We start from the raw sequence: 26,364 nt of genomic DNA, 5'->3' as shown, positions 1-26,364 counted from the left end.
AAAATCATTAAATCTTGGAAAAATTAAATCAAAACGAAATTTATTCCGTTCTATCGCAAACCCTACCTAAACAAAATGACTTTTTCGAAACAGATTATGCTGAGGAATTACAAGAATTATTAGATTTTGGAATTGACACTAAGAGTACTTTAGAAAATTTAATAGTTAAACATAAAGAAAGTCTTTTAGAAATAGATTCAGAAGAATTGGAAGAATCTGAAATTAACTCCTACAAAGAAGAATTTGGCGAAGAATTTGTAAACGAAAGAATCAAAAATAAATTTTGGTTTTCCTATTCAGCTTTGCTTCGACTAGCTTTAGAATTAGAATTTGATGAAAAATACATCGAATATTCTATCAAACGTGATGGATTATAATTTAAAAATATTTTGAATTAAATTTTACAATCTTTCAATTTCCCCCTTTGGGGTTAGGGGGCTTCACAACAAATCATTCTGTCATTACCCACAAAATCTTTACGCAATTCGATATTCTTGAAACCTAAGTTTTCTAATAATTCAACGGTTTCTTTTCCTAAATATTGATTAATTTCAAAGAATAGTTTTCTTTTTGGAGTTAAACCTGTTAAAGCTAGTTCTGCTATTTTTCTGTAAAACAATAACGCATCTGTATCTTCCACAAACAAAGCCAAATGCGGTTCGTAATCCAACACATTCTTTTTAATTTCTTGTTTTTCTAAATTTCGAACATAAGGTGGATTAGAAACAATGACATCATATTTTTCAACAAGTGAGTCTGTTTCTAAAATATTTTTCAGCATAAAATTCACTTCTACTTCATTATCAAAAGCATTCTTTTTAGCCATTTCTAATGCTTTTTCTGAAACATCGATCGCAGAAACTATCGCATTCGGAATTTCTTTTTTAAGTGAAATCGGAATACAACCAGAACCTGTTCCAATATCTAGAATACTTAAATTGTTAGATTGTTGGATTGTTAGATTTTCAGTTTTTGACTTTTGACTTTTGACTTTTGACTTTTGACTTTCTATAATCCACTCCACTAATTCTTCTGTTTCTGGACGAGGAATTAAAGTGTTTTCATTGACTTCAAAACGATAGCCATAAAACCAAGTTTCACCAGTAATATATTGGATTGGTTTTTCGGTTTTTAATTCCGAAATGATAGTATTCCATTTCACTAAATCCGCTTCAGAAACTTCAAAATCTGGATTTAAGGAAACATCAATTCTTTTTAAATCATGTAAATATTCGGTTAAAATGAAAAAGAAACTTTCTATTTCCGAGTCTTCCTGAATGTTTTGTAATTCAGAGAAAAAATATTTTTTTAAATTTTTAATTTGCATATCATTAAGTTTTTAGACACAGATTATCACCATCTAATCCGTGAAAATTTGTGACAATCTGTGTTAAATCTTTTACAAATCCTTTATCATAAAGACATCACAAGCATTATGTCCGGTTGAACCCATTGGCGCATCAATATAAGTAAAACCTGATTTTATATACAATTTTTGAGCGTCTTTCATAAAAGGCAAAGTTTCAATATAACATTTATCGTAACCTACTTGTTTGGCAAATTCTAAACATTTCTCCATTAATTCTTGAGCAATTCCTTTTCCTCGCGCTTCTTTTGCTAAATACATTTTTTGCAATTCGCATATTTTAAATTTGGAGTCAATTAGATTTCCAATACCACAACCACCTAAAATAATTGACTCATCATTTTGTTGTAGAGACAAGTCGCGACTTATCTCTACAACAAAATAAATTTCATTTTCAGCTTGATAGACTTCAAATAAGGTGTTTAAATGTGGATCGGCATAAGCGGTTCCGACTTTTGGCGCGTCTAATTCTTCAAATATATTTCGGATAACAGAAGCAATTTTCAAGTTATCTTTAGGTTCAATTTTTCGTATTGTGTAGTTCATTTGCAAATATAAAATGTAAAAGTACTAAATTTGTAAGATGGACAAGCATGAAATTTACATGAAACGTTGTTTGCAATTGGCTAAAAATGGTTTGGGAACTACCTATCCGAATCCGTTAGTAGGAAGTGTGATTGTACACAATGGAAAAATAATTGGTGAAGGTTGGCACAAAAAAGCGGGCGAACCTCATGCAGAAGTGAACGCTATAAACGCTGTTAAAAACAAAGATTTACTTTCTGAAAGTACTATTTATGTAAATTTAGAACCCTGTAGTCATTTTGGAAAAACGCCACCATGTGCCAATTTAATTATTGAACATAAAATCCCGAAAGTTGTTATTGGTTGCATCGATAGTTTTTCGGAAGTCGCTGGAAAAGGTATTGAGAAATTAACTAATGCTGGTTGCAAAGTCATTTTGAATGTTTTAGAAAAGGAATGTTTAGAAATCAATAAACGTTTTTTTACTTTTCACAACAAAAAAAGACCTTATATTATCTTAAAATGGGCAGAAACAGCTGATGGATTTATTGCACCTTTAGTCAATGAATCAAAAACTTCAATTGCTATTTCTAATCCATATTCTAGACAATTAGTGCATAAATATCGTACGGAAGAACAAGCTATTTTGGTGGGTACGAATACGGTTTTAAAGGACAATCCTAATTTAGATGCCAGAGATTGGTTTGGAAACCACCCTACTCGAATTATTATAGATAAAACGAATAAAATTCCGGCTGATTATAATGTGAAAAACAAAAAAAATCCTACAATAATTTTTACAGAAGAAGAAAATTATGTAAATTCGGAAAATTGTATTTATGAATTTAGTATATTTGATACCCTTTTAATTTCGAATATTTTAACAAGTTTATATGATAAAAATATTCAATCCGTTATTATAGAAGGTGGTACATTTACTTTACAACAGTTTATTGATAGCAATTTGTGGGATGAAGCAAAAATCTTTATTTCAGAAAATAATAGTATTGAAGGCGTAAAAAAACCTGATTTTAATTTTAAACCAATTCAAGAAGTTAAAATCAAAAATAACCAATTAAAAATATACACAAATTATGATTGAAGCCATTATTTTTGATTTAGGAGATGTGTTTTTAAACTTGAATCATCAAGCAAGTGTTGATGCATTTAAAAAATTGGGATTAAACGAATGGAATGACGATTTAAAAGCTAAAACCATTTTATTTGAGACAGGAAAAATGGACGAGCTTCACTTTATGAAGGCCATTCAGAAATATTTACCCAATCATGAATTATCTGAAATTAGAGACGCTTGGAATGCCATAATTGGAGATTTTCCATTAGAAAGATTAGAGTTTTTAGAAAAACTACAAAACAAGTATGATATCTTTTTATTGAGTAATACCAATCCAACACATATTGACAAATTTGAACATCGTGTTGGATTAACTTTTGCCCGAGAATTTTATGCTCATTTTAATAAAATTTATTTTTCGTACGAAACGAAAGTGAGAAAACCAGAAGAAGCAGTTTTTAATTTAATTATTCAGCAAAACAATTTAAAACCAGCCAAAACACTTTTTGTTGACGACACTTTAGAACATATTGAAGCTGCTAAATCATTAGGCATAAATACATGGCAAATAATAGTTGGACAAGAAGATGTGACCAATTTATTTGATAAAAAAATATTATAAAAATTGCAAGATTCCGAAATTAAAGACACCTACAATACCATTGATTACGCTGTTGAAAACATTTTATTCAAAGAAAAAAACAGCAAATTTATAGGTTACGCTTTTCCAATTACTTCTGAAAATGAAGTTAAAACTCAAATAGAAAATCTAAAAAAAGACCATTTTTCCGCACGCCATTGGTGTTATGCGTATCAAATTGGCACGGAAAATATTAAGTTTAGAGCTAATGACGATGGCGAACCTAGTAATTCTGCCGGAATGCCTATTTACGGACAAATTCAGTCGTTTGACATTACGAATGTATTAATTGTGGTTGTTCGATATTTTGGTGGTGTAAAACTAGGTGTTGGCGGCTTAATTTCGGCATATAAAACTACAGCGCAGCTTACTTTAGAAGAAGCCGATATTGTTGAAAAAACTATTGACAAACATTTTAAAATTACTTTCGATTACAAAAACATGAATAAAGTCATGCGAATTATAAAAGAAAAAAATATTGATATTGTGAATCAGAAAATGGAATTGAATTGCGAAATTGAAATCGCCACTAGAAAAAAAAATGCCAAACAAATATTTGACATTTTTTCTACTTTATTTGAAATTGAGATTAAAGAAGTTGAAGAGTAAACTTATTACTTCTTACAAATACAATAACACGATAACCCGTAAATTCTAATTCCGAATTTTTGCAACAACTGCGTAAAACCAAAATCGAGTTGCAACACTGAAGTAATTATCTTGGATTTAAATGTACTTCCTGTCCAATTATCAATAGATGCTTTTTTATTTTTATTGAAAATACTTTCCAACCATCTTACAAATAATAACGACGTAAAATAATAGCCTTTATCTTGAATTTGGAAATGATGTTGCTTTAAAACTTGTTGCAATTGGTTTAAATTATATCTTCTGTAATGTCCAAGTAATACATCGTGATTAGAAAAAACCGATTGAAATGCTGGAACGGCAAACAAGAAATAATTGTTTTTTTGAGTTAGATGATTTAAAATTACGTCTTCATTTTCTAAATGTTCTAAAACATCCATACATAAAAACAATGTATTTTCTTCAGAAGAAAAATTCGCTAAATAATCCGTTAAGTTTTGCACATACTGAATAGGATTTTCTCCATAATTCGTTTTTAATTGCGAAATGATTTCTGGAGAATAAGCGGTATCAATGGTAAAATATTCTTCGGCAAGATTTTGTTTATAAATTTCATTAATTATAAAAGCATCACCACCGCCAATATCAACAATTCGTTTTACAGGAAACTTAATTTTAGAAGATTTTAATAATTGAAACATTACATCCCTTCGTGAAATTTCCCACGGATGTCTTTTATAATTTTCTTTATCAAATAAGCGATCAAATTCGGTTAAATCCATCTTATAATAATTGATTTATTTTTTCAGTTACATACGAAGGAGGAACCATCGGTCTACCCGATTTCATATCCACAAAAACCAACATCGAATAACCAGTTGTTAACAAGTGATTTTCGGCATTATAAATCTCATAATCAAATTCTATCTTAACAGAAGTCTGACTTTTTAAGATCGTTTTTACGCGTAATAAATCGTCATAACGAGCTGGTTTTTTATAGTTCATTTGCAATGAAACTACGGGAAGCATAACGCCGTTTTCTTCCATCCATTTATAGGAAATTCCTAAATTTCTTAACCACTCTACTCTACCCATTTCAAAGTACTGAGCATAATTACCGTGGTACACCACGCCCATTTGATCTGTTTCTGCATACCTAACTCGTACCGTAAATTCGTATTCTTTCATTATATTATTTTATATTTAAAATCCTAAAAATTTTATGTTAAGAAATCATTAAACAACTCTTAATTCTGTTTACAACAATAATTTTTAATTTACAATAGCAATTCATTTTTTTTTACAGAAAATTGTTCACATATTTGCCTTCCTAATATGAAACACTTATCAACATAAAAATTGATTAGTTTTTATTCTGAATTAGACTACAAAAAACTATAAAAAAATTAAAAACTATGACTAAAGCAGCAAAATCTGTTTGGAATAATTGTCTGTCTTTTATAAAGGACAACATTCAGGAACAAGCCTACAAAACTTGGTTTGAACCGATTGTGGCAATTAGCCTATCAGAAGACAATGCTTTACATATTCAAGTACCTAGTAAATTTTTCTACGAGTGGCTTGAAGAGCACTATGTCATAATTTTAAAAACAGCTTTAACTAAAGAACTTGGAAACCAAGCAAAGCTAGTGTATAAAATTAAAATGGAAAACACTTATGGAAATAAACTTCCATTTACAGAGCAAATTCCTAGTACACACCGTAGTTCTGTTAAAACTCAAGAAATTGATGTACCAGTTGTTAACAAAAATCCGGAATTAAAAAATCCGTTTATTATTCCTGGTATCAGAAATGTAAAAATCGAATCGCAATTAAATGCCAATTATAGCTTTGATAACTTTTTAGAAGGTGATTCTAACAGATTATCTAGAAGTGCTGGTATGGCAGTTGCAAATAAACCAGGCGGAACGTCTTTTAACCCTTTATTAATTTTTGGAGGTGTTGGATTAGGTAAAACGCATTTGGCCCACGCAATTGGTGTAGAAATTAAAGATAAATATCCAGAAAAAACTGTTTTATATATTTCTGCTGAAATTTTCACGCAACAATATATCGAATCAGTAAAGAAAAACACTAGAAATGATTTCATTCACTTCTATCAATTAATTGATGTTTTAATTATTGATGATGTGCAATTTTTATCTGGTAAAGCCGGAACACAAGATGTATTTTTCCACATTTTCAATTACTTACACCAAAACGGAAAGCAAGTTATCTTAACTTCAGATAAAGCGCCTGTTGACATGCAAGATATTGAACAACGTTTATTATCTCGTTTCAAATGGGGATTATCTGCAGAATTACACCAACCAGATTATGAAACAAGAATTTCTATCTTAAGAAATATTTTGTACAGAGATGGTGTAGAAATGCCAGAAGAAATTTTAGAATACGTTGCCAAACATATTAAATCGAATGTTAGAGAATTAGAAGGTGCTATTATTTCATTAATTGCACAATCTTCTTTCAACAAACGTGAAGTAAATTTAGAATTAGCCAAACAAGTGGTAGAAAAGTTTGTAAAAAATATCAAACGCGAAATTTCTATCGACTATATTCAAAAAGTGGTTTCAGATTATTTCCAATTAGACACGGAAACTTTAAAATCTAAAACCAGAAAACGTCATATTGTTCAAGCGCGTCAATTAGCGATGTACTTCTCTAAAAAATTCACTAAAGCCTCTCTAGCTAATATTGGTGCACAAATTGGAGATAGAGATCACGCTACGGTTTTACACGCTGTAAAAACGGTTGATAACTTGGTATCTACAGACAAACAATTTAAAAAGTTTGTAGAAGACATTAACAAAAAGCTAAGTATTTAAACATGTCTGTTAAAGTTTTAATGGTTTGTTTAGGCAATATTTGTCGCTCGCCATTAGCTGAAGGTATTTTACAAGCTAAACTTCCAAATAATTACATTGTTGATAGTGCTGGAACAGCAAATTATCATGTGGGTACAGCTCCAGACAAACGTTCTGTGGTAACTGCTAAGAAATTTGGTGTGGATATAAGTCAACAAAAATGCCGACAAATTAGCACTTCAGATTTTGAAACTTTTGATCATATTTATGTAATGGATACTTCTAATTACAAAAATGTATTGGCAATTGCACCAAATGAAGAAGCTAAACGTAAAGTAAAAGTAATTTTAAACGAATTACATCCCAATAAAAATTTAGAAGTTCCAGATCCTTATTATGGCGACATACAAGGCTTTGAACACGTTTACAAATTGTTAGACGAAGTTTGCGAAGTAATTGCAGAAAAAATTACAAAATCCTAAACCAGTCCCTTTCTTTTTAAGAAAAGGAATTTATTTTGAATCTGTAAAACAACAAAATTTCTTCAAAATAATTTCTACAATTACACAACAAACACTAAAATCATTCTAGCAATGTTGACTGTTAAACAAAAAAGCAAATCACAAACAGTTAGCTTTTTGTATATTCACAATTCTTAATCCTATCTTGAAACCATTTTTGCGGATTCATATCTATATAGTTAGAAATCGAATGATATGCTATATCATTTCTAATTATATGATCGTGAAAAGAGCGATGCCAGCTAAAATCTTCAAAACCTGATTCGCGAATTTGTTTAGAAGTAGTTGTTTTCAAAGCACCCATCAAACTTGATAATGATTTAATTTTTATCAAATTCAAATCCACAAGCGAACTATCAATTGCAAGAATCAAATGAAAATGATTAGGCATGATAACATAATTATGAATTTCCACATAAGGATATTGAATCATTAACCATTCAATTTGATTTTTAACAATTTTACCAAATGGATTTAATTCCATCAAATACAGTACGGACAGGTCGCGACCTGTCCTCAATTCTTCATCAAAATCATTAAAACCATCAATATCATCTACAGGTTTACAAATCACATTCCCAAAACAACATAAATTATCCTTCACACAATTCGTAATAAAATACAATTTATTACTAGAATAATCGAATCCATTCATTCGATTTCTTTTTCGATTTTTCATGGCAAATACTATTTTAATGGCTTTAACAAATCAAAAATAACAAAATATTCCAATTTATCAAATCGTACGGACAGGTCGCGACCTGTCCCATATCAAATTATCCCAAACCTAAAAAAAATAACTCCCCCGTACGGACAGGTCGCGACCTGTCCCATATCAAATTATCCCAAACCTAAAAAAAATAACACCCTCGTACGGACAGGTCGCGACCTGTCCCTATAATATCCATAAAATATCCAAAATCCCCAATCCAAAATAAATCATATAATCTCTTTATTTTTGTATTTTTGCAATTCAAAATCAATTTATATGTCAATTAATTCAAAACTTGGTAAATTATATTTAATTCCTTGTACTTTATCTAATCCAGGTGAAGTTACTGTAAATCCAGAAGATGTTTTACCACAAACCATCAAAAGATGTGTAGAATTGATTGATCATTATATTGTTGAAAACGAAAAAACAGCTCGTAAAGCCATAAAAGCAATTTTACCTGAAAAATCTCAACCCAGTTTACAACTTTCTTTATTAAATAAACATACAGAAGTTAGTGAACATTACGAAATGATTAAGCCGCTATTAAACGGAATTAACGTAGGTTTAATGAGCGAAGCCGGTTGTCCTGGTATAGCAGATCCTGGAGCAGTTATTGTAAAATTAGCACATGAAAAAGGGATTCAAGTAGTACCATTAGTGGGACCAAGTTCAATCTTATTAGCCTTAATGGCGAGTGGAATGAACGGACAAAGTTTTGCATTTACAGGTTATTTACCAATCGATAAAAATGAAAAGAAAAGTGCATTGCGTAACCTTGAAAAATGGTCACAAGAGAAAAATCAGGCACAAATTTTCATGGAAACACCTTATAGAAACAATAAATTTTTAGAAGATATTTTAGGAACGCTTCATCCACAAACTAATTTATGTGTGGCTTGTGATATTACGTTGCCAACAGAATTCATTAAAACAAAAACGGTAAACGACTGGAAAAAACAAAAGGTCGATTTACACAATCGACCTTGTATTTTTGTTATCCAAAAAAATTAAAGTAGTACTTTCGCAAATCTATTAGGATTAATGTTTGAAGTATCGTAACCATTAAATTTTCTAATGTAAGATTTTAAAGAGGTTCCAAAACCATCTTTAAATCCGTTTTTACCATTACTTCTAAGATACGTTTTTACAGAACTTGCTCCAGCTAAATGTGCTGCAGCTAATAAACCTGATTCTGTAATTTTGATTCCGTTTATTACTCTACCTGAGTAATTTCTAATTTCTTTTCTTAATTCCCACTTATTGATGCTTAATAAAGCTTCAATTGCTTCTTCTTGTAAAGCTGGGTTTTTAAGGAAATTTTTAAAGTCGTAAACACCAACATTTCTCAATGTACTTCTTCCGAATTGGTATTTACCCATATAACCGTAAGCATTGACTAAATCATACAATCCTGCAGATTCTCTTACTGCTAATGCTTGTTTGAATCCGGTGAAAGTTTTTCCTGTAAAAGGAATATTGTGACTTAACTTTACCGATTCGTCTTTTGAAGGAACTCGATAATCATAAACTTCTGTGTCTTCAATATGAAACCCGTCTACTGATTCATCTTTAAATGCTTTAAAACCAGAACTAATTATGGCAATAAAAGCAATTGCAACTCCAAAATAAAAAATGTCTTTTCTCATGTAAATTTATTTCTCAATTGGGCAAAAAACAAGTTTTTAACAACGTGTCTGATTGACATAAATCAGACAACACCAATTGAATTAACTGGCGCAAAGATACAACTTTTTTTATTATTTTTCTGAAAATCAACTTGTTAACATTTTTTTAAGAACTTGCAATACGATATAAACAGCTATAATCACATTGAGTCACAAGTGATTAAGTTTAAAAAATTGTTAATAAAATTTTAAGAATTTTGTATGAAAAATAGAAAAATGAGAGCTATAATAGAAAGAAAATGTTTACAATTTTATTGGCCTTTCATGTATAAAATGGTTCCGAAAGTTTTTACGGCAATATTAATATCTAAGAAAATATTTCTATGTTTGATGTAGTATAAATCGTATTCCAATTTCATTAAACTATCTTCCAAAGTTTCCCCATAAGGATAGTTAATTTGAGCCCAACCAGTTAATCCAGGTTTTACAATATGTCTTGTGTGATATAGAGGAATTTCATTTGCAATTTGATCTACAAAAACTTTACGTTCTGGTCTTGGTCCAATAATTGACATTTCGCCTTTTAAAACATTAATAAATTGTGGAAATTCGTCAATTCTAGTTTTACGTAATAATTTTCCGAAAGGTGTAATTCTACTATCATTTAAAGTTGCAAAAACAGCACCATTCTTTTCGGCGTTCACGATCATGGTACGTAATTTAAAAATTTTGAATGGCACTTCTTTTCTACCAATACGTTCTTGATGAAATAAAAGTGGGCCTTTATTCCAAATTAAATTAAAAAAGAAAATAAATGGTATAATAGCTACTAAAACAGTTAATCCAATAATGGAAACTACAATATCTATACATCTAACTAATAATAAATACAGTTGGTTTTGTTTTTTTGAAAAAGGAAAAAATTTATATAACGATTTATCTTTTAAGTGTAGAGGAATTCTACTGGTTAAATCTTCATAAACATCTTCATATTGAGTAATAGGAATACCATTTTCCGAAATTTCAAGCAACTTATTATACACTTCAATAGAGGTTTTTTTAGAATATTTAGCCACAACAATTTCAGAAATAAAGTGAGTGGCTAAAAAACCATTAATTTCTATTAAATTCAATTGAAATTCTGAAAGTAAACTATTTTGATTATTAAAATCAACATCAATAAATTTAACTATTCGAATATGTGGATCATTGATAATAAGCTCTTTGGATAATTTATTAAAATCTTTACTTCGACAAACCAAAACTATAGGTTTATAAAAACGCTTTGAAGCTAATAAATAGATATAAAGCAATCTCCAAATAGTTAATGCTAATAAAACAACAAGAAAAAGCAAAAATAGCTCTATTCTTTTTTTAGGAAAAGATGGAGTTACTATAGGAGTAAAAATAAAAAATAAAGTTGTAAAAAAGGAAGTCAACAACAAACCTTTAGTAATCTTATTAGCAAAACTGACTATTACCAGATTATACATTTCAAAAACGGTACCCAACAAAGTCAAATATAAACCTAAAACCGCAATCCAATAATAGTTTTCACATAATTCTGCAAAATATCTTAAATCTGTGAAAGTATTTATTAAAAACAAAAACATGACAACAAAAAATATATCAAATATGCGCAAAAGAATTTTACGTTCAGATATTTCGAAATGTTTTTTATAAGGTTTTGTCATTACTCAACTTTGAAAACGAAATATACTCAAAAATGCTCAAAAAGCAAACATTTTTTCGGTATTATCTCAATAATTTAGTCCATTGATTTTCAACTACTTCCCAATCCATTTTTGAAATCATGCTTTTAGCATTACTTATAATTTCAATAGTTTGAGATGGAAAATTGATAATATTTTCAATTTGCTCAATCATTTCTGATGTAATATTGTCATTTACTAAATAGCCGTTTCTTTGATGAGAAATCAAAAAAGGTAAACCTCCAACATTTGTGGAAACAACAGGCAAACCTAATGCCATAGCTTCTAAAACACTCACTGGTGTGTTATCAAAATGTGTGGTATTTATAAAAATATCTTGTGTTTTTGCTAAATCAGTCCATTCTGTTTTTGATAATTTACCTGTGAAAGTAACTTTTAAATTCAATTGATTGGCATAATTTTTTGTAATTTCCAAACTACCATCTTTATCTGGACCAACCATTGTTAAAGTTGCTGAAGGATATTTTTTCTGAATTAATTGTAATACATCAACAGCCATTTTTGGATTATAGATTTCAGCAAAAGCACGAACCCAAAGTAAATTAGGAGCAAAACTTTGTCTTTCTTTAAAGGAATAATCTGATAAATTTATTGAATTCGGAATACAAATCACATTAGAAAATCCGAATTTTTCAAAATGAAATTTTAAATATTCAGATGGCGAAACATTTGTAAAAGAATTACTAAATATCATTTTACACAATTTGGGGTTAGAAGCTAATCTATTTGGCAAATCACCACCGTGTAAAATCGGAATGTATTTAATGTGTAATATTCTGGCTAATTGACTACCAAAAAAAGCAAACCAAAACGCAGAGGTGCTATAGGTGTCAATTAAAATATAATCCGAATTTCTATGATTAAGAATTCCGAAAAGCATATCTAAAATTCTTAAAAAACTATTTTTTTTTGAAGAATAAGAAACAACTTCAAAACCAGATTTAGTTAAGTTCTCACCTAAAGTTTCAACTGTAGTTTTATTTATACCATGTTTGGAAAGTTTATTGCCTAGGTACAGAATCTTCTTCTTCATCCTCTTCTTTGTTTGGTATATATACATTTAATAAACACAAAGCGTACAAAACTCCAGGCGCAACAATACGTGTAGCGGCATGATTAATGGTTAATCCCCAAAATATTAAAAATGGAAAAAAATAAACATGATGGTATTGTCTAAATCTAAAGTATTTTAAAATAGGTACAAAAACCAATAACAATAAAATAACAAGCCCCAAAGAGCCGTGTTCTGCTAAAAGCCGCGTAGGTTCACTATGGGCTTGCACACCTGTCAATCCTTCTTCACCTCTCAACATTCCACCAATACCTGGGCCTACACCAAAAACAGGGTTTTCTTCAAAGAACTTCAAATCTGTTTCCATAATATCTTCTCTTCCTGACATTCGAGATTCCTTCATTCTCCCTGCAGCATCCTGATTATTATACCTTTTATCAATTAAACCTCCCGTTTGATAAGAACTATAAAACCAAGCACCAATAGCTAAAACAACTAATAAGGAGAAAACACCTAAAAATTTAGACCGAGCTTGACTATTGAGTAATTTAAAAACCATATAACAAAACACCAAAACCATAGCTAAAGCGGTTAACATTCCACCTCTTGAAAAGGTAATTAATCCTCTGTAAGCAAAAACAAAAACTAAAAACAAGCAGAGATAAGAAAAAATTTTTTCTTTAGAATTAAAAAAAAACTGAATAAAAAAGATAAACATTCCCAGTCCTAATATCACAGACATTTGATTAGGACCAAATCCTCCAGAAGTAGCAAAATTTGATTTAGTACTCTCAAATACTTCTGCACTATTAGATGGTGTAAAAACAATAATTAATGAAAGTATACTAATTAGTGGTCCTGAAGCAACAAACAAACATTCATTCAATTTACTTAGAGAAATGGGCTTATTATAAGCATATAATGATGCCACAACTAAACTAAACGGCCCTAATAAGTTAAACATGATTTTTTTACGAACATCAATTTCAAAAAAGAAAGTGTTTACGGTTAATACAATTCCTGGAATAAAAAGAAGTAGTATCAAAAAATAGGGCCAAGCTTTTAAATTAATCCGAATAAAACCAAAGCTTAAAACACAAAAATAGATAACCGAATATTTCCCTAAATCATATAAAGCTCCATCAGACCGCATCCGAAACAAAACTTCCAAACCTACTACATATAGCATCAAAGTAAGTGCTTGAAAATCTCTATCATTATTTTTAATGAGCCAATAAGTTCCCACACCTAAAAAAACAGCAAAATAAATAAATACAAATGAACCCATAAAATGCACAAGTAAGCCCAATAAAACATGAAAGGCTAGATAAGTAATTTTATTTGTTTTAGAAAAATTCAATTAAATTAGATTTAAGTATTTATTTATTATTGCCTCCTTAGAATAATTTGCCTCAATATCCTTTTGAAACTGAGTTGCAAAATTAGAACAAATTTCAGGATTATGAGCAAGATACATCAAATGGTTTGATAAATTATCCGAATCTAAAGGATCAAATAATATTCCGTTTGAATAATGATTTACTAAATTCTTACAATAACCAACATTAGTAGAAACTACTGTTAATTTTGACTGAGCATATTCTAATAAAGTTACTGGAAAACCTTCATAAGTGGAAGACAAAACGCCAACTGTAGCTTGACTCAAAATAAATTTCACATCTTGACAAGCATTATAAATAAATATTGAATTTTCTAATCCATTCTCTTTAATAATAGCTTTCAAATTATTAGAATAGGCATCATTAAAATCTTTTCCTATTAAATGTAAAGTCCAATTTTTTTTATAAACTTCACTAGAAATAAAGGCAGTAAGCAATGTAACATGATTTTTTGGATTTTTTAAATTGGCCAAACACACAATGCGTTTATTAATTTCACCTTTTAAAATTGTTTTCTCTTGAGTTGGTTTTAAATCTGAAAAATTAGGAATAAAAAAAACTTGATTACAGTTTAAGTTTTTTAATGACCATATTTTCAAGTCTTCATTTACAGTTAAAATTTTAGAAAAAAAGTAAGAGCAAATTTTCAATACATTTTTTTGCTTGTTATCTTCTGCTCTATTTCCATAATGGTCATGCCAAATTAATTTTATCTTCGGGTTAAATAGTTTAACTAAAACAGCAAAAAAGTATGAACTTCCATGGGCATGAACAATTTCAATCTGATTTTTTTTGATATAATCCGACATCAAACCAATAGCTTTAAGATCGAATTTACTTTTTCTTCCTAAAAAAGCATACGTGTCAATGTGATTAATTTCTTGTTTTAAAACACCTTCTTTACGAGTAGCTACAATGCCTGAAAAGGCAACTTTTCCAGTTAAGGCATTCGTGAAATTTACTGCCATGCGTTCAGCACCACCAGCCTCTAAACTATCTATTAATTGTACAATTCTCATGAGACAGCAAGAAGTTTTATAATTTCATTTTCGAAATATTCTGTGGTATAATGTTGCGACCAATTTCTAGCTTCAATACACATATTTAAATACTGCGTTTCATTATGTATCAAATCATAAACCAATTGCGTATCAGCTTCAAGATTCAAACTCAATAATTTACCTCTTTTTTCAGAGTTAATCATATAATTTACACATGAAACATTAGTAGTTAGTGGCAAACTACCCCAAAACATAGCTTCAGCAACAACTTTGGGCCAACCTTCAGATTTAGAAGCCAAAATTAAAAAGTGACTTTCTTTATATGCTTGCTCTATATGTTCTTTGTTTTGATTTCCTTTTAAAAAAATAAAATTTTTCAATCCATTTGATTCGATATGTTTTTCTAATTCATTTCTCAAAACACCGTCACCAAACAAACTTAACTGCACATCTAATCCCAAATTTTTCAATTTATCTACCAATTGAATACCATATAAAGGTTGTTTTCCAATAGATAAAGTTCCAACAAAAACAAAGTTAATTTTCTGTTTTAAACTTCTCGGAAGAATACTTTCTTTTTTAATTTCAGAATAAGTAGCTGTAAAAAAGGATTTTATATTTTTAGAACTTCCTGCCCATTCACCATATACTAGAACTTGCATGTTTTTGGTTAGAGTAGTATTGTTTAAAATCCATTTCTGTATTTTATAACTAAAAGGTTGTTTCGCATTCGGATCCCAATTACCAGCATATTTAGCAGTTTTTGGAGTATTTGGAAATAAAATTTGAACCAAACAACCTAACAATCCCATATTTCCAGGACAACGTAAATGTATGTGATCAGCTCTTTTCATGGCCAAAAAAATAGTCCATACAATAAACGGTAATTTAAAAAGTGTTCGAAGTAAATTTAAAAAACTAGTAGTATTAAAATTTGGAACTTCTTTAAATTTAATATTTTTATGATGATAGTCTAAATGGATGTTATCCAATTTAGACTTTTCAATTGGAGCAACAACAGTAACTTCGTTGACATATTTTAGCCAAATATTCATTTCTCTAACATATGGTGCATACCCATAATACTTGGAATTTTCTTTAATATGCTGCACATGTGTGATGATAACGAAATTCATTCTGAAGTTTTATGGGATAAAAATAACATAATATCTCTTGCTTTCCAATTAAATAATTTTTTATAGGTAATAACTTCATTTAATTCTAAACCTACACACCTATAAAACTAGTTTTCAAAAAATTTTGTAGCTACTCAACTTGAAAATAATACAATATCAAATTAAAAAACTAAAGTATCAAACACACCAAATCCCCCATTCTCCAAATCACCCATTCCCCAAATCTCCCATTCCCCCATTCTCCCAATCACCCATTCCCCCATTCCCCCATTCTCCCAATCACCCATTCTCCAAATCTCCCATTCTCCCAATCACCAAATCACCCATTCCCCAAATCACCCACTCACAACCCAAAACCCAAAACTCACATAGGTTTATTAAAAATAATGGAAAACCATCCAACGGTTCTTCCTAAACTTTCAGTAAAAGCTTCTTTGCGTTTTTTGGTAGTTAGAATATTTGCAATTCTTATGAAAGTAAGTAAAATAGTAATCGTATGCCATTTCACACAATGTATCATTTTAGGGTTTGGGTTTTTGGTACGCCAAACATACCAACCATTTCTAACAACCATTTTTCCGTAACTGAACTGATTTGGACGACCAGCTGCATCATGATGGTGTTCTAATTTTGCATTGGTATTAAAATATAATTGTCCGAGTTTAGAAATTCGTATGGTGAATTCTGCATCTTCATACAAACCATAACCTTCAAAATACGTTGAAAATTTATGAGTATCAAGAACTTCTTTCTTAAACGAAGAAACACCACCCATTAATTGTTCTACTTTATAAATTTTACCAGAAAATGGCAGATAACTAAGACTTCTACCATGAGAAAACAATGGTGAAAAACCAGGTAAAACATCTGAATCTAAACCTAACTTTTTTCTTAAAATAAATCTTTTATCTTCAGTTCTATGAAAGCCATCAAAGGTAAAACAGTTTTTACTTCTCTTATAGTCAATTGCATTTTCTTCCCAATGAACTTCATTGGTAATACAACCTCCAACGCCAAATGCATCAGGAAATAGTTTATAGGCATTTATAATTTCAGAAAAATAGTTTTCATCTAAAAGAGTATCGTCATCTAAAAAACAAATGATTTCTGAAGCCGCATTTACTTTAGAAATACCAAAATTTCTTTGTTTGGTTAATCCTCTATTAGAATCATCTACTAAGAAATAATCTAAATTTTCATAATTTGCAGTTTCAAAATACGCTTTAGTTTCATGATTTAAAGAACCATCAACAATAACAATCTGATTTGGATATAGGGATTGATTAACTATAGAATTCATAAGAGTTTCTATAGCATTTCTTCTATTATAGGTACAAATTATTAAACTAAAATTCATTTTATTCTTGCATTAATTTTTGAGCCCAAAACACACTTCTATTCCATTTTGAAATAGCAGTTTTATGATTTTTTATTGGTTTTTTTAAATTTTTGAAATTATAATTTTTGAAAAAATACATGAATTTGTAGGCAAACAATTGTTCTTCAGAATCGTAAGTTAACTTATAAACCATGACGGTTGGAGATGGCTTAGGTTCAATTAAATCATTGTCCCATTTTCTAGTAACTTTTGTTCTGAAACCACCCATTGGAGCTTTTAAATGTATAATTTCTGGAGCTGGAAAATAGATAATATCATTTCCATTATTTCTAATTTGCATTCCAAAATCGGCATCTTCTCCAAAACCAAATTCATATTTCGAATCAAATTTTAAGTTTTTGATGGCATTTGCATTTACAAAACTGGCACCCGAACCAAAGCTTACCCATTGAAAGCTAGTTTTAAAAGACTTTTTCTCCTGTCGTAACAAGCAAGATAGTGAAAAAACTTGTTGCTTATATTTTTTGGCATTTTCTAGGCATTTTTCTAGAAAATCACTTTTAATTTCAATATCATCATCTGCAAAGAAAACCCAATCTGAAGCAATTTCTTTTAGTGCCAAGTTTCTTGCATTACAAGCGCCTAACTGATAAATTAGTTGGTGTTTAATTTGAAACGGCCAACGCTCATTGACTAAATAATCTAATTCACTAGCAGCATCTTTTATCGGATTTTGCTCAATAATAATAACGTTTTTTGGTAAAATAGATTGTTCAGATAAATTTTTTAAGAAATTATACAGAGGTTCTTTTCTACCAATTGTTGGAATTAATACATCAATATCTTTTGAATACTTTACATCATTAGTTGTTAATAAGTGGAAATCTTTAATCTTAACTTTTTCGGTATTAATTTTAGAATAAAATAAAGATTTAAATAAAGCGAATATTGGAAACTTTCCTTTTTTAAAAACTAAACAAACCAACAATACCAATAACCAAATTTTTTTATAATGTTCGCTAACAAACTTAAATAATTTCGTGAAATTTATTTTATGATTAAAGGTAAAATCTTTATTACTATCTCTTAAAAGATTTGGATCTGAATAACAAAAAACACCAAGTGGCATGGCTATTTTTGCAACTGAATTTAAGAAATAATCAAAATCTTTAACGGGTTTAATGGTGTTTTTAACAGCAGAAAAAACATCCGAATGAGCAATACCAATACCGCTACTCATTTGCCATGTGGCAAATTTTACTTCTTTAGAAAAATTTATAAATATAGATTGTTCTACAAAACCTATATTTTTAGAAATGTAATTCTCATCTGAATTGGAGTAGGAAATAATTTCACTATTCGAGTTACAAATGGTACCTATTTGCTCATAATTTATAAATGAAACTAATTCTGTGTGACACCATAAAATGAATTCGGAAGGATATAATTCAGCAAGTTTATAAATGGTTTCTGAAATATTCAAGTCTTTAAAAACAACTAAAGATTCTTTGTCTTTAGAAATATTTAATACCGTATTATAATTATGAAAAACTTGAATCATTTATTTTAACCGCTTGAATTGAATATCCAAATATAACATTATCTGTATAAATACAGTTGTATAATTTCTATTTTATTTAGTCGAAAAAGTTAGTGTATTTCTTACTTCTCAATTACTTTTTTGTAGAAATTAAGATTCTGATTAGCAATGAGATTGATCTCAAAATGCGATGTAATTCTCAATTTAGCATTGTGTTCCATTTTTTCTCTTAAAGAAGGTTCTGCTAATAATTGCAAAATTCTATCCGCATATTCTTGATGATTGGATGGGTGCGCTACAAATCCAGAAACGCCATTTTCTACTATTTCATTTCCCCAACCAATATTGGAAGCTACGATAGCTTTTTCCATGGCCATCGCTTCTAACCAAGAAACAGGCAATGCTTCAGCATAAGTTGGAAAAACACAAACTGTCGCTTTTTCAATTTGTTTTTTGACTTCAGAATAGGCAACTGGACCAAAATAAGTGACTTTTTTTAAAGCACTTGGTGTAAATAATTCCTGCATCATTTGCCAAGTAGAAGATTTTCCAGAAATAATATCAGAAGCATCTTTACCAACTAAAACCAATTGTGCATTTGGATTTTTTTGATGAATGATATTGAAAACGTGAGGCAATTCTAACAAACCTTTTTTGCGAATTAAGGTTCCAAAATATAAAATCACATTAATGTTTTTCGTTGTAATGTCATCATTTTTTTGAAATAAACTCATATCAATTCCATTATGAATGATTGTGAATTTATTATTTTGTTTAAAAATTTCATTCGTCATTTTAGCGGTATACGCACTCACTGAAACATGACCATCAGCATTTTGCAACGCACGTTTTTCGTGAAATTTATTAATCCATTTTACTGGACGCTTATCTAAATGACAAAAATAAGTATCACTACCATTTAACTTAATAACAAGCGGGCATTTTTTTGGTTTAATAAATGACGTAATTCCTGTCCAATCGGTAGCTTCTATAATTTCAATTTTATTATTATCGTATAGAGAATTGATTATTTTTTCAAGTTTTTTTCTAGTCAAATACCACGAAAGTCCTTTAATTTTTATGTTTTCTATTTGATGAACTTCAACAGCTTTATCAAAAAAAACGGCATCTTGTTTTTGTTCATATACCAATATAACAACTTCGTGACCCAAAGCAGTAAGTGCATGAGCCAAATTTTTTATACTCGTACCTAAACCTCCAGAATTACCTGTTTTATCGTGTGGATATTCTGGTGTAAGAAAGCCAATTTTCATAAGTTTAATATCTGTTGTGAATATAATTTTCAGATAAGTCTTTATCAATAACTGTAATAGCTGAACTAACTACAGTTGTATGTGAAGATATAGATTTTGTAACCACTGAATTAGCTCCAATAGTAACATTATTTCCAATTTCTATATTTCCAAAAACACCGGCATTTGGACCAATAAAAACATTATCTCTAATAATTGGTGTGCCGACGTTTCCAGAATTTGAAATCCCTAAAGTTACACCTTGAGAAATATTACAATTGTTTCCAATAATTACATCACCGTGAACAACGATTCCTCCAAAATGTCCAATATAAAATCCCGTACCAATAGAAGTTCTATAAGAAATATCCATTCCGTATTTAAATTTCAAACGACGAAGCCACAGAAAATAAAAGTAAAATAATAGTTTATTTCTTTTTCTGTATTTCTGACACAATCTAAAAATCGTCATGAATTTTAATCCTGGATTTGGAAAAAACAAAAAAACAGAAAGCATTTTAGAAAAAGTGACTTTATCTATTCCGTGTCTTTTAAAATCTGATACAATTAATTTATTCATTGTTGAGAATGGTGTTAATTTCTTTCCAAATTCTATACGATGCTTTATTTGCTGGTTGCATATTTATTTTTTCAAACCATTTCTTAGCACCTTCAATTGAAGAATTTGTTTCTAGAGCAAGTTCAATTCTTTCTTCAATTTCGGATTTTTCATTTATCCAAATTACGTCATTTTTAGAAAACATTGATCTAAAATGAACAAATTTATAGATTTTATCTACAGACCAATCTTCTTGTTTTTTATTTGGAACATCATAATTGATATACAAACAAGGTTTTTCAAATACAGTATAATCAAAAACCATAGATGAACCTAAATTTATAACCATTTCTGAATATCTAATTGTATTTACTAAAATAGTGTTATCTTCTTTTAATGGTAAAACAGTATTCCATTCCTCTCCCATCTTGGCCCATTTAGGATCAATAGGAACAACTATATCTTTAAATTTTTCTAAAATCTCATTGTATCTATTCAAAAAATCAACAGGACTTCTTCTAAAAATAATTCCGATATTATTTCCTTTTGCATTCAAATTAGCAACAGCTTGTGTTACATCTTCTAAATATCTTTCATCATCTGGACAAGTGGTGATATCATCACCCGAATAACAAATATATTTTTTATTTGTATCTAAACCATTTTCTGCAAAAAAAGCATCACGAGATACATAATTTTCCTCGTCAAAATGAAATTCAAATTGTGGTGTACCCGTTATTTTTACTTGTTCCTCTTTTATATTCGGATAATATTTTAGTAATTCATTTTTCATAAAATCACTCCAAACAAAATAAAAATCTGTTTCCACAACCATTGTCGCTTTTGGCAAATTATCCCAAGAAAAAATAAAAGTCGCCGTTGGAATGTTTAATTCTTTGGCTGCTAACAAAGGCGCCAAGGCACTTAAATGTCTTTGATTGGTGCAAAATACAAATTCTGGTTTATGTAAAATCAATTGTTCTTTACACGTTTTAAAATAAGCTGTAGTTAGTTCCAGTTTGTTTAAATAATTTCTTAAAAAAGAGATTCCTTTTCTATTCGTACAAAGTTGAATTAAAACAGAAACTAGAAAATTTTTAACCTTGTTTTTTATGCCATTCGTATTTGGTTTGAATCTGTAAGAATCATAAACGGTGTCATTTTCATCTTTTTTACTTAATAATAAAGTAGATTGAATTATAGCATTCTTTAAAACATCTGATGCTAAATGTACTTTCGCGTTTGTTATTTTAACTTCAGAAAAATCAAAATCTGTTAAATTAAATGGCGTATTATTCCAAAATGTAACATCAAATTTTTCTTCTCCAATTTTATGAAAATTTGAAAAAGCAAAATTTCGGAGTCCAATGCCATCAGGTAATAAGATAAAAATCTTTTTATTATTCATTAAAATTTTTGATTTACTTTTTTAAGATTAAAAAATTGCATAAGTATTACGTTTGTATATATTTTCGCACCCTCATCATTCAAATGACCACAAGAAGCAAAATAGTTATCATCAGTAATTACGTTTTCAAAATTATGAATTTCTGGATAGAGTTGTTGTACTTTATCAAAATAATTCAAACCTTTTGTATTGGCACACATTGGTGTCATTACTACCGTTAATTTGATATTGTTCTGTTTACAAATTTGTTTAATCTCTTCATAAAACTTATTTCGAATCACTTTTAAAGAAGAAATATCATTTTTCATATTTCCTTTTTTCTTAGATATTAAAGGATAATATCCTTTGTTATGTAATGCATTTGTTGGCTTTTTTGCAGCTACATCATATAATTCTCTAAAGCCTATTTTATTGTCAAACTTAATATACCTGTAAAAGGGTAAGTAGTACATTTGATAAAAATCAGATTCATTTTTATAATGTTCTTTTATAATTTCATTTTGATGAATATAAGGCATAAAACGGGCGGTTGTACCTTCGTCCCTTTTCTCGTTACAAATACTTAAATCAGCTTCTAAAACTAAATTTTTGATTTCATATTTATTTGCAATCATTAATTTCAGCAACAAAGAAGTTTCAAACAAATGCGCACCACTTATACCATAATTGAAAGCTTTATAACCTTTGTCTTCAAATATTTTAGTCACAAAATGATTGTTTGCACGAGATGTCCCCATAAAAACAACATCATACTTTTTATTTGTGGTATGAATCACATTTTCTACTTTATTTCTTTCAGATGAGTTAGAAACAACTATAGTATAAATCACATCTAACAACAAAGAAGCCGCAAAAAGTATAACAAGAAATAGTATAGTTTGTTTAAAAAAACGTTTCATTTTATAATTTTTTGGAATTTTTTAAAGAAGCGAGTATTTGGTTGGTGAAAATGGTAGCACCAGTAACATTCATGTGTCCACAAGATGAGAAATACTTATCATCTGTAACTACATCTTCAAAATTATGAATTTCAGGATACATTTTTTTCAATTCTTTAAAGTAATTTCTATTTAAAGTGCTTTTACACATTGGAGTTGTAATTACAATTAAATTGATTTTATGCATTAGACACAAATCCTTTATTTTTTTATAATTTTTATTTGCCTTTGGTTTGTATTTAGACAAATCATATGTCATGTTTTTACCTACATTGGTTAAGGGATAAAAACCTCCATTTTGTAGACTATTTGATTTTCTTTTAAGTATTGAAAAAAAAACTTCTCTAACTCCAATTTTAGTTTCATAAGCAACATATCTGTAAAATGGAATATAATAAAGTGGATTGAAATTTTCAGATGTGTGATAGTAATTTGATATTATTGAATTTCTAAAATAAGGCATAAATAAAGCTCTAGTTCCATCTGAATAACTTTCTGAATTAACATTCAAATCAACTTCTAACAATACATTTTTGATGCTCCATTTCTTTTCAAGCATTAGTTGTAAAAGCAAAGCAGATTCTTCCAAGCTGGAGCCACTCATTCCATAATTAAAGGCTTTGATACGATCTTTGGTAAATTCACTTGTAACGAGATGATTATTGGCTCTTGAAGAACCTAAAATTACAACATCAAAATTACCAGTATTCCCGTTAATGATAGCTTGTACTTTGTTTCTCTCTTTAGAAGTTGCATATACTTTTGTATATATAAAATCTAACAAACTCGCGCTTAAAATAAGCAGAAGTACTATTTTTAGAATATGTTTTACAAATTTTTGCATTTATAATTTTAGTTTTTCAATCAAAATAGTTGTAAAAGCAATAGCTCCTTGATGATTTAAATGGTTATTGTTTTCAAAATATTTGTTATCTACCAATTCATTTGAAAAATTTTTAAGACCAGGTATTTTAGTTTCCAATTTTTGAACAAAACTAAAATCATTGTTTAATATTCTGAATGGCGCAGTAAAAAAAATGATTTCTTTTTTATTTTTTAAACTATAATTTACCATCGAATCATAATACTTATTTTTTTGTAGTATCGTTTCTGGTAAAGTATAATTTCCTCCTGAAAAATGCCCGTACAAAGGCGAATATCCTTTATTTTCAAGAATTGGAGTTTTCTTTCTTATAAGATTTGAAAAAATTTCTCTTATTCCAATTTTTTGAGAAGTGATACTATATCTATAAAAAGGAAGATATTTATTTCTCCAAAAATTAATATTATCATTAAACTGACAATGATTAGAAATCAGTTCATTTTCATGAATAAAAGGTAAAATTTCGTAACTCAGAACATTTGAAAAACCATTTTCAATATTAAAAATATAATCAACTTGAATAAATGCTTTTTTATACTTAATCTTATACTCGTCTAAAAGTTGAAGAATCAAATAAATATCTGACATTTTTGACGCTTGAAAACCTAAATTCATTGCGTTTTTTCCTGTTTTATTTTTAATTACTTCAGGAGATATTCCATTTTCTACTCGAGAGGAACCTAAAAAAACATAATCAATCGATTCATTTCCTAACGCTCTTATGTTTTGAAATTTAGTTCTAGGCAAAGCTTTTTCAAAAACATTGGTATAAAAATAATCTAACACATAAGCGCTTATGGCAAGCATAAGTACTATTTTTAGAATGTAGTAAAAGAATATTTTCATTAGAATTGAAAGTAAATAAATTCTTTATAATCAGAAAAAACACCTAAAGCCAAAATAGCCATGATACAAAACAATAGTTTTACATTTTCGTATTTACCAGAAATCGGTTCCGTTTTGTATTTATGAAACCATTCAAAAACAACAAAAACACCAATTAATACTAATAATTCTGGAGCATATCGTTCATTTCCTAAATATTGAATATTAAAATTTAAGTTGGTAAACATTTTTTTGATATACAATAAAGCATCTGAAATAGATTTCGCTCTAAAAAATATCCAAGCAAATGTGGTGATTGAAAACGTAAATAAAATATTTAAAATCGTTTGTAAACCGGTAACATTCCATTTAAAATTAATGTCTTCCATATTGCTTCTGTTTTTATCTAACAACAACAAGGGTAAAAAATAAATAGCATTAATTAATCCCCAAGCAATAAAAGTCCAATTGGCGCCATGCCAAAATCCGCTGACTAAAAAGATGATAAAAGTGTTACGCACTTGCATCCATTTCCCACCTTTGCTTCCACCTAATGGAATGTATAAATAATCTCTAAACCAAGACGATAACGAAATGTGCCAACGACGCCAAAATTCAGCAATATCTCTTGAGAAATAAGGGAAATTGAAGTTTTTTAATAAATCGATTCCAAATAATTTGGAAGTTCCTAATGCAATATCAGAATACCCTGAAAAATCACCATAAATTTGAAAAGCAAAATAAATCGCTCCTAAAATTAAGGACAAGGTATTCATATCTTCTTGATGGTTGAACACTTCATTAGCATACATGGCACAAGAATCAGCAATCACCACTTTTTTAACTAATCCCCAAATGATTTGATGGATTCCTTCTTTTGCTTTTTGAAAATTGAATTCTCTTTTTACCTTAACTTGAGGTAATAAATGCGTGGCACGTTCAATTGGACCAGCAACTAACAAAGGGAAATAACTTACGAAAAGGGAATAATCGATAAAATTAGTTTCGGCTTTAATTCTTTTGTAATAAATATCAATTACGTAGGATAAACCGTGGAAAGTATAGAAAGATATACCAACTGGTAAAATTACTTTTATTAATAATGGGTTGACTTGAAAACCAAAACCGTTAATTAATTCTGTAAAAGAAGTAGCAAAGAAATTATAATATTTAAAAATTCCTAAAAACCCAAGATTAATAATTATACTTAACCAAAACCAAAATTTTCTTTTAGAATCGGTTTCGTTTTTTTCTATCATTATACCAGTGAAATAATCTAAAAATGTGGAGAACACTAATAAAAAAAGAAATTTCCAATCCCAACAAGCATAAAAATAATAACTAGCAATAATTAGCAAACTATTTTGCCACGATTTATTTTTATTAAAAACAAACCAATATAGTATAAAGACAATTGGCAAAAAAGCCGCGAAGTGTAAGGAGTTAAAAAACATAAA

General features: G+C 29.0%; 28 protein-coding genes. 7 read left to right on the top strand and 21 right to left on the bottom strand.

Annotation, left to right across the window (positions count from 1 at the left end; all coding sequences use genetic code 11):
• The first annotated feature begins 14 nt into the window (after positions 1-14).
• Positions 15-377 (top strand): hypothetical protein, encoded by a 363-nt coding sequence (locus G6N05_RS00535; protein ID WP_166124614.1) that lies wholly within the window; start codon positions 15-17, stop codon positions 375-377.
• Positions 378-430: 53 nt separating this feature from the next.
• Here G6N05_RS00535 and prmC read toward each other — a convergent pair whose 3' ends face one another.
• Positions 431-1,327 (bottom strand): peptide chain release factor N(5)-glutamine methyltransferase, encoded by an 897-nt coding sequence (gene prmC / locus G6N05_RS00530; RefSeq protein ID WP_166124613.1) that lies wholly within the window; start codon positions 1,325-1,327, stop codon positions 431-433.
• A gap of 72 nt (positions 1,328-1,399) precedes the next feature.
• A complete protein-coding gene (locus tag G6N05_RS00525) occupies positions 1,400-1,912 on the bottom strand; it encodes a GNAT family N-acetyltransferase (protein WP_166124612.1) in 513 nt (170 codons plus the stop codon).
• A gap of 37 nt (positions 1,913-1,949) precedes the next feature.
• On the opposite strand from G6N05_RS00525, the gene ribD reads away from it, so the two are divergent.
• From ribD to G6N05_RS00510, 3 genes are read left to right on the top strand one after another with little or no spacing between them, the layout of a single operon-like run.
• Entirely contained in the window at positions 1,950-2,993 is a 1,044-nt protein-coding gene (ribD, locus tag G6N05_RS00520) for a bifunctional diaminohydroxyphosphoribosylaminopyrimidine deaminase/5-amino-6-(5-phosphoribosylamino)uracil reductase RibD (protein ID WP_166124611.1), read from the top strand.
• Positions 2,986-3,588, top strand: coding sequence for an HAD family hydrolase (locus G6N05_RS00515; protein ID WP_166124610.1), 603 nt, complete (start codon positions 2,986-2,988; stop codon positions 3,586-3,588). The genes ribD and G6N05_RS00515 overlap by 8 nt, the downstream gene beginning before the upstream one ends.
• Before the next feature lie 3 nt (positions 3,589-3,591).
• Entirely contained in the window at positions 3,592-4,215 is a 624-nt protein-coding gene (locus tag G6N05_RS00510; RefSeq protein ID WP_166124609.1) for an IMPACT family protein, read from the top strand.
• Positions 4,216-4,220: 5 nt separating this feature from the next.
• Here G6N05_RS00510 and G6N05_RS00505 read toward each other — a convergent pair whose 3' ends face one another.
• Positions 4,221-4,976, bottom strand: a complete 756-nt coding sequence (locus G6N05_RS00505; RefSeq protein WP_166124608.1) for a methyltransferase domain-containing protein — start codon at positions 4,974-4,976, stop codon at positions 4,221-4,223.
• A 1-nt stretch (position 4,977) separates the two neighbouring features.
• On the bottom strand, positions 4,978-5,382 hold the full coding sequence (locus G6N05_RS00500) for an acyl-CoA thioesterase (RefSeq protein WP_166124607.1): 405 nt from the start codon (positions 5,380-5,382) through the stop codon (positions 4,978-4,980).
• A 227-nt stretch (positions 5,383-5,609) separates the two neighbouring features.
• Between G6N05_RS00500 and dnaA the strand changes: the two genes are divergently transcribed.
• Together dnaA and G6N05_RS00490 are read left to right on the top strand one after the other, a co-directional pair.
• Entirely contained in the window at positions 5,610-7,040 is a 1,431-nt protein-coding gene (gene dnaA / locus G6N05_RS00495; protein WP_166124606.1) for a chromosomal replication initiator protein DnaA, read from the top strand.
• A gap of 2 nt (positions 7,041-7,042) precedes the next feature.
• Complete coding sequence (locus G6N05_RS00490) at positions 7,043-7,501, top strand: low molecular weight protein-tyrosine-phosphatase (RefSeq protein WP_166124605.1); 459 nt, start codon at positions 7,043-7,045, stop codon at positions 7,499-7,501.
• Between the two features lie 148 nt (positions 7,502-7,649).
• On the opposite strand, the gene G6N05_RS00485 is transcribed toward G6N05_RS00490, so the two are convergent.
• Entirely contained in the window at positions 7,650-8,219 is a 570-nt protein-coding gene (locus G6N05_RS00485) for a transposase (protein ID WP_166124604.1), read from the bottom strand.
• Positions 8,220-8,528: 309 nt separating this feature from the next.
• Between G6N05_RS00485 and G6N05_RS00480 the strand changes: the two genes are divergently transcribed.
• A complete protein-coding gene (locus tag G6N05_RS00480) occupies positions 8,529-9,266 on the top strand; it encodes an SAM-dependent methyltransferase (protein WP_166124603.1) in 738 nt (245 codons plus the stop codon).
• Here the strand turns inward: G6N05_RS00480 and G6N05_RS00475 are convergent.
• The 16 genes from G6N05_RS00475 to G6N05_RS00405 all read right to left on the bottom strand — a co-directional run bounded on the left by G6N05_RS00475 (position 9,263) and on the right by G6N05_RS00405 (position 26,361).
• Positions 9,263-9,901 (bottom strand): transglycosylase family protein, encoded by a 639-nt coding sequence (locus tag G6N05_RS00475; protein WP_166124602.1) that lies wholly within the window; start codon positions 9,899-9,901, stop codon positions 9,263-9,265. The two genes, G6N05_RS00480 and G6N05_RS00475, sit on opposite strands and share 4 nt — an antisense overlap.
• Before the next feature lie 290 nt (positions 9,902-10,191).
• On the bottom strand, positions 10,192-11,574 hold the full coding sequence (locus G6N05_RS00470) for an exopolysaccharide biosynthesis polyprenyl glycosylphosphotransferase (RefSeq protein ID WP_166124601.1): 1,383 nt from the start codon (positions 11,572-11,574) through the stop codon (positions 10,192-10,194).
• 61 nt (positions 11,575-11,635) lie between these two features.
• Positions 11,636-12,646, bottom strand: coding sequence for a glycosyltransferase family 4 protein (locus G6N05_RS00465; protein WP_166124600.1), 1,011 nt, complete (start codon positions 12,644-12,646; stop codon positions 11,636-11,638).
• A complete protein-coding gene (locus G6N05_RS00460) occupies positions 12,615-13,985 on the bottom strand; it encodes an O-antigen ligase family protein (RefSeq protein WP_166124599.1) in 1,371 nt (456 codons plus the stop codon). The genes G6N05_RS00465 and G6N05_RS00460 overlap by 32 nt, the downstream gene beginning before the upstream one ends.
• On the bottom strand, positions 13,986-15,044 hold the full coding sequence (locus tag G6N05_RS00455) for a glycosyltransferase (RefSeq protein ID WP_166124598.1): 1,059 nt from the start codon (positions 15,042-15,044) through the stop codon (positions 13,986-13,988). It lies immediately after the preceding gene.
• Positions 15,041-16,162 carry a glycosyltransferase gene (locus G6N05_RS00450; protein ID WP_166124597.1) on the bottom strand — a complete coding sequence of 374 codons (1,122 nt, stop codon included), beginning with the start codon at positions 16,160-16,162 and terminating at the stop codon, positions 15,041-15,043. Before G6N05_RS00450 ends, G6N05_RS00455 begins: the two co-directional genes overlap by 4 nt.
• 161 nt (positions 16,163-16,323) lie before the next feature.
• Positions 16,324-16,449 carry a hypothetical protein gene (locus G6N05_RS15675; protein WP_262887778.1) on the bottom strand — a complete coding sequence of 42 codons (126 nt, stop codon included), beginning with the start codon at positions 16,447-16,449 and terminating at the stop codon, positions 16,324-16,326.
• Between the two features lie 77 nt (positions 16,450-16,526).
• On the bottom strand, positions 16,527-17,519 hold the full coding sequence (locus tag G6N05_RS00445) for a glycosyltransferase family 2 protein (RefSeq protein ID WP_166124596.1): 993 nt from the start codon (positions 17,517-17,519) through the stop codon (positions 16,527-16,529).
• 1 nt (position 17,520) lies between these two features.
• Entirely contained in the window at positions 17,521-19,062 is a 1,542-nt protein-coding gene (locus G6N05_RS00440; protein WP_166124595.1) for a glycosyltransferase family 2 protein, read from the bottom strand.
• 101 nt (positions 19,063-19,163) lie between these two features.
• The gene (locus tag G6N05_RS00435) at positions 19,164-20,315 is read right to left on the bottom strand and encodes a glycosyltransferase family 4 protein (protein WP_166124594.1); all 1,152 of its coding nucleotides are present in this window, start codon (positions 20,313-20,315) and stop codon (positions 19,164-19,166) included.
• A 4-nt stretch (positions 20,316-20,319) separates the two neighbouring features.
• Positions 20,320-20,874 (bottom strand): serine O-acetyltransferase, encoded by a 555-nt coding sequence (locus tag G6N05_RS00430; protein WP_166124593.1) that lies wholly within the window; start codon positions 20,872-20,874, stop codon positions 20,320-20,322.
• Positions 20,867-22,261, bottom strand: coding sequence for a glycosyltransferase family protein (locus tag G6N05_RS00425; RefSeq protein WP_166124592.1), 1,395 nt, complete (start codon positions 22,259-22,261; stop codon positions 20,867-20,869). Before G6N05_RS00425 ends, G6N05_RS00430 begins: the two co-directional genes overlap by 8 nt.
• Positions 22,261-23,160 (bottom strand): hypothetical protein, encoded by a 900-nt coding sequence (locus tag G6N05_RS00420; RefSeq protein WP_166124591.1) that lies wholly within the window; start codon positions 23,158-23,160, stop codon positions 22,261-22,263. The genes G6N05_RS00425 and G6N05_RS00420 overlap by 1 nt, the downstream gene beginning before the upstream one ends.
• A 1-nt stretch (position 23,161) precedes the next feature.
• Positions 23,162-24,043: a hypothetical protein gene (locus G6N05_RS00415; protein ID WP_166124590.1), complete on the bottom strand. Its 882-nt coding sequence runs from the start codon at positions 24,041-24,043 to the stop codon at positions 23,162-23,164.
• Positions 24,044-24,889: a hypothetical protein gene (locus G6N05_RS00410; RefSeq protein WP_166124589.1), complete on the bottom strand. Its 846-nt coding sequence runs from the start codon at positions 24,887-24,889 to the stop codon at positions 24,044-24,046.
• A 38-nt stretch (positions 24,890-24,927) separates the two neighbouring features.
• Positions 24,928-26,361: an MBOAT family O-acyltransferase gene (locus G6N05_RS00405; RefSeq protein WP_166124588.1), complete on the bottom strand. Its 1,434-nt coding sequence runs from the start codon at positions 26,359-26,361 to the stop codon at positions 24,928-24,930.
• Positions 26,362-26,364: the final 3 nt, after the last annotated feature.

It is taken from the genome of Flavobacterium bernardetii, from assembly GCF_011305415.1.
In the GTDB taxonomy this organism is placed as follows: Bacteria; Bacteroidota; Bacteroidia; order Flavobacteriales; family Flavobacteriaceae; genus Flavobacterium; species Flavobacterium bernardetii.
Note: the sequence above shows the minus strand (reverse complement) of the source record. Positions and strands in the feature narration are given on the sequence as shown.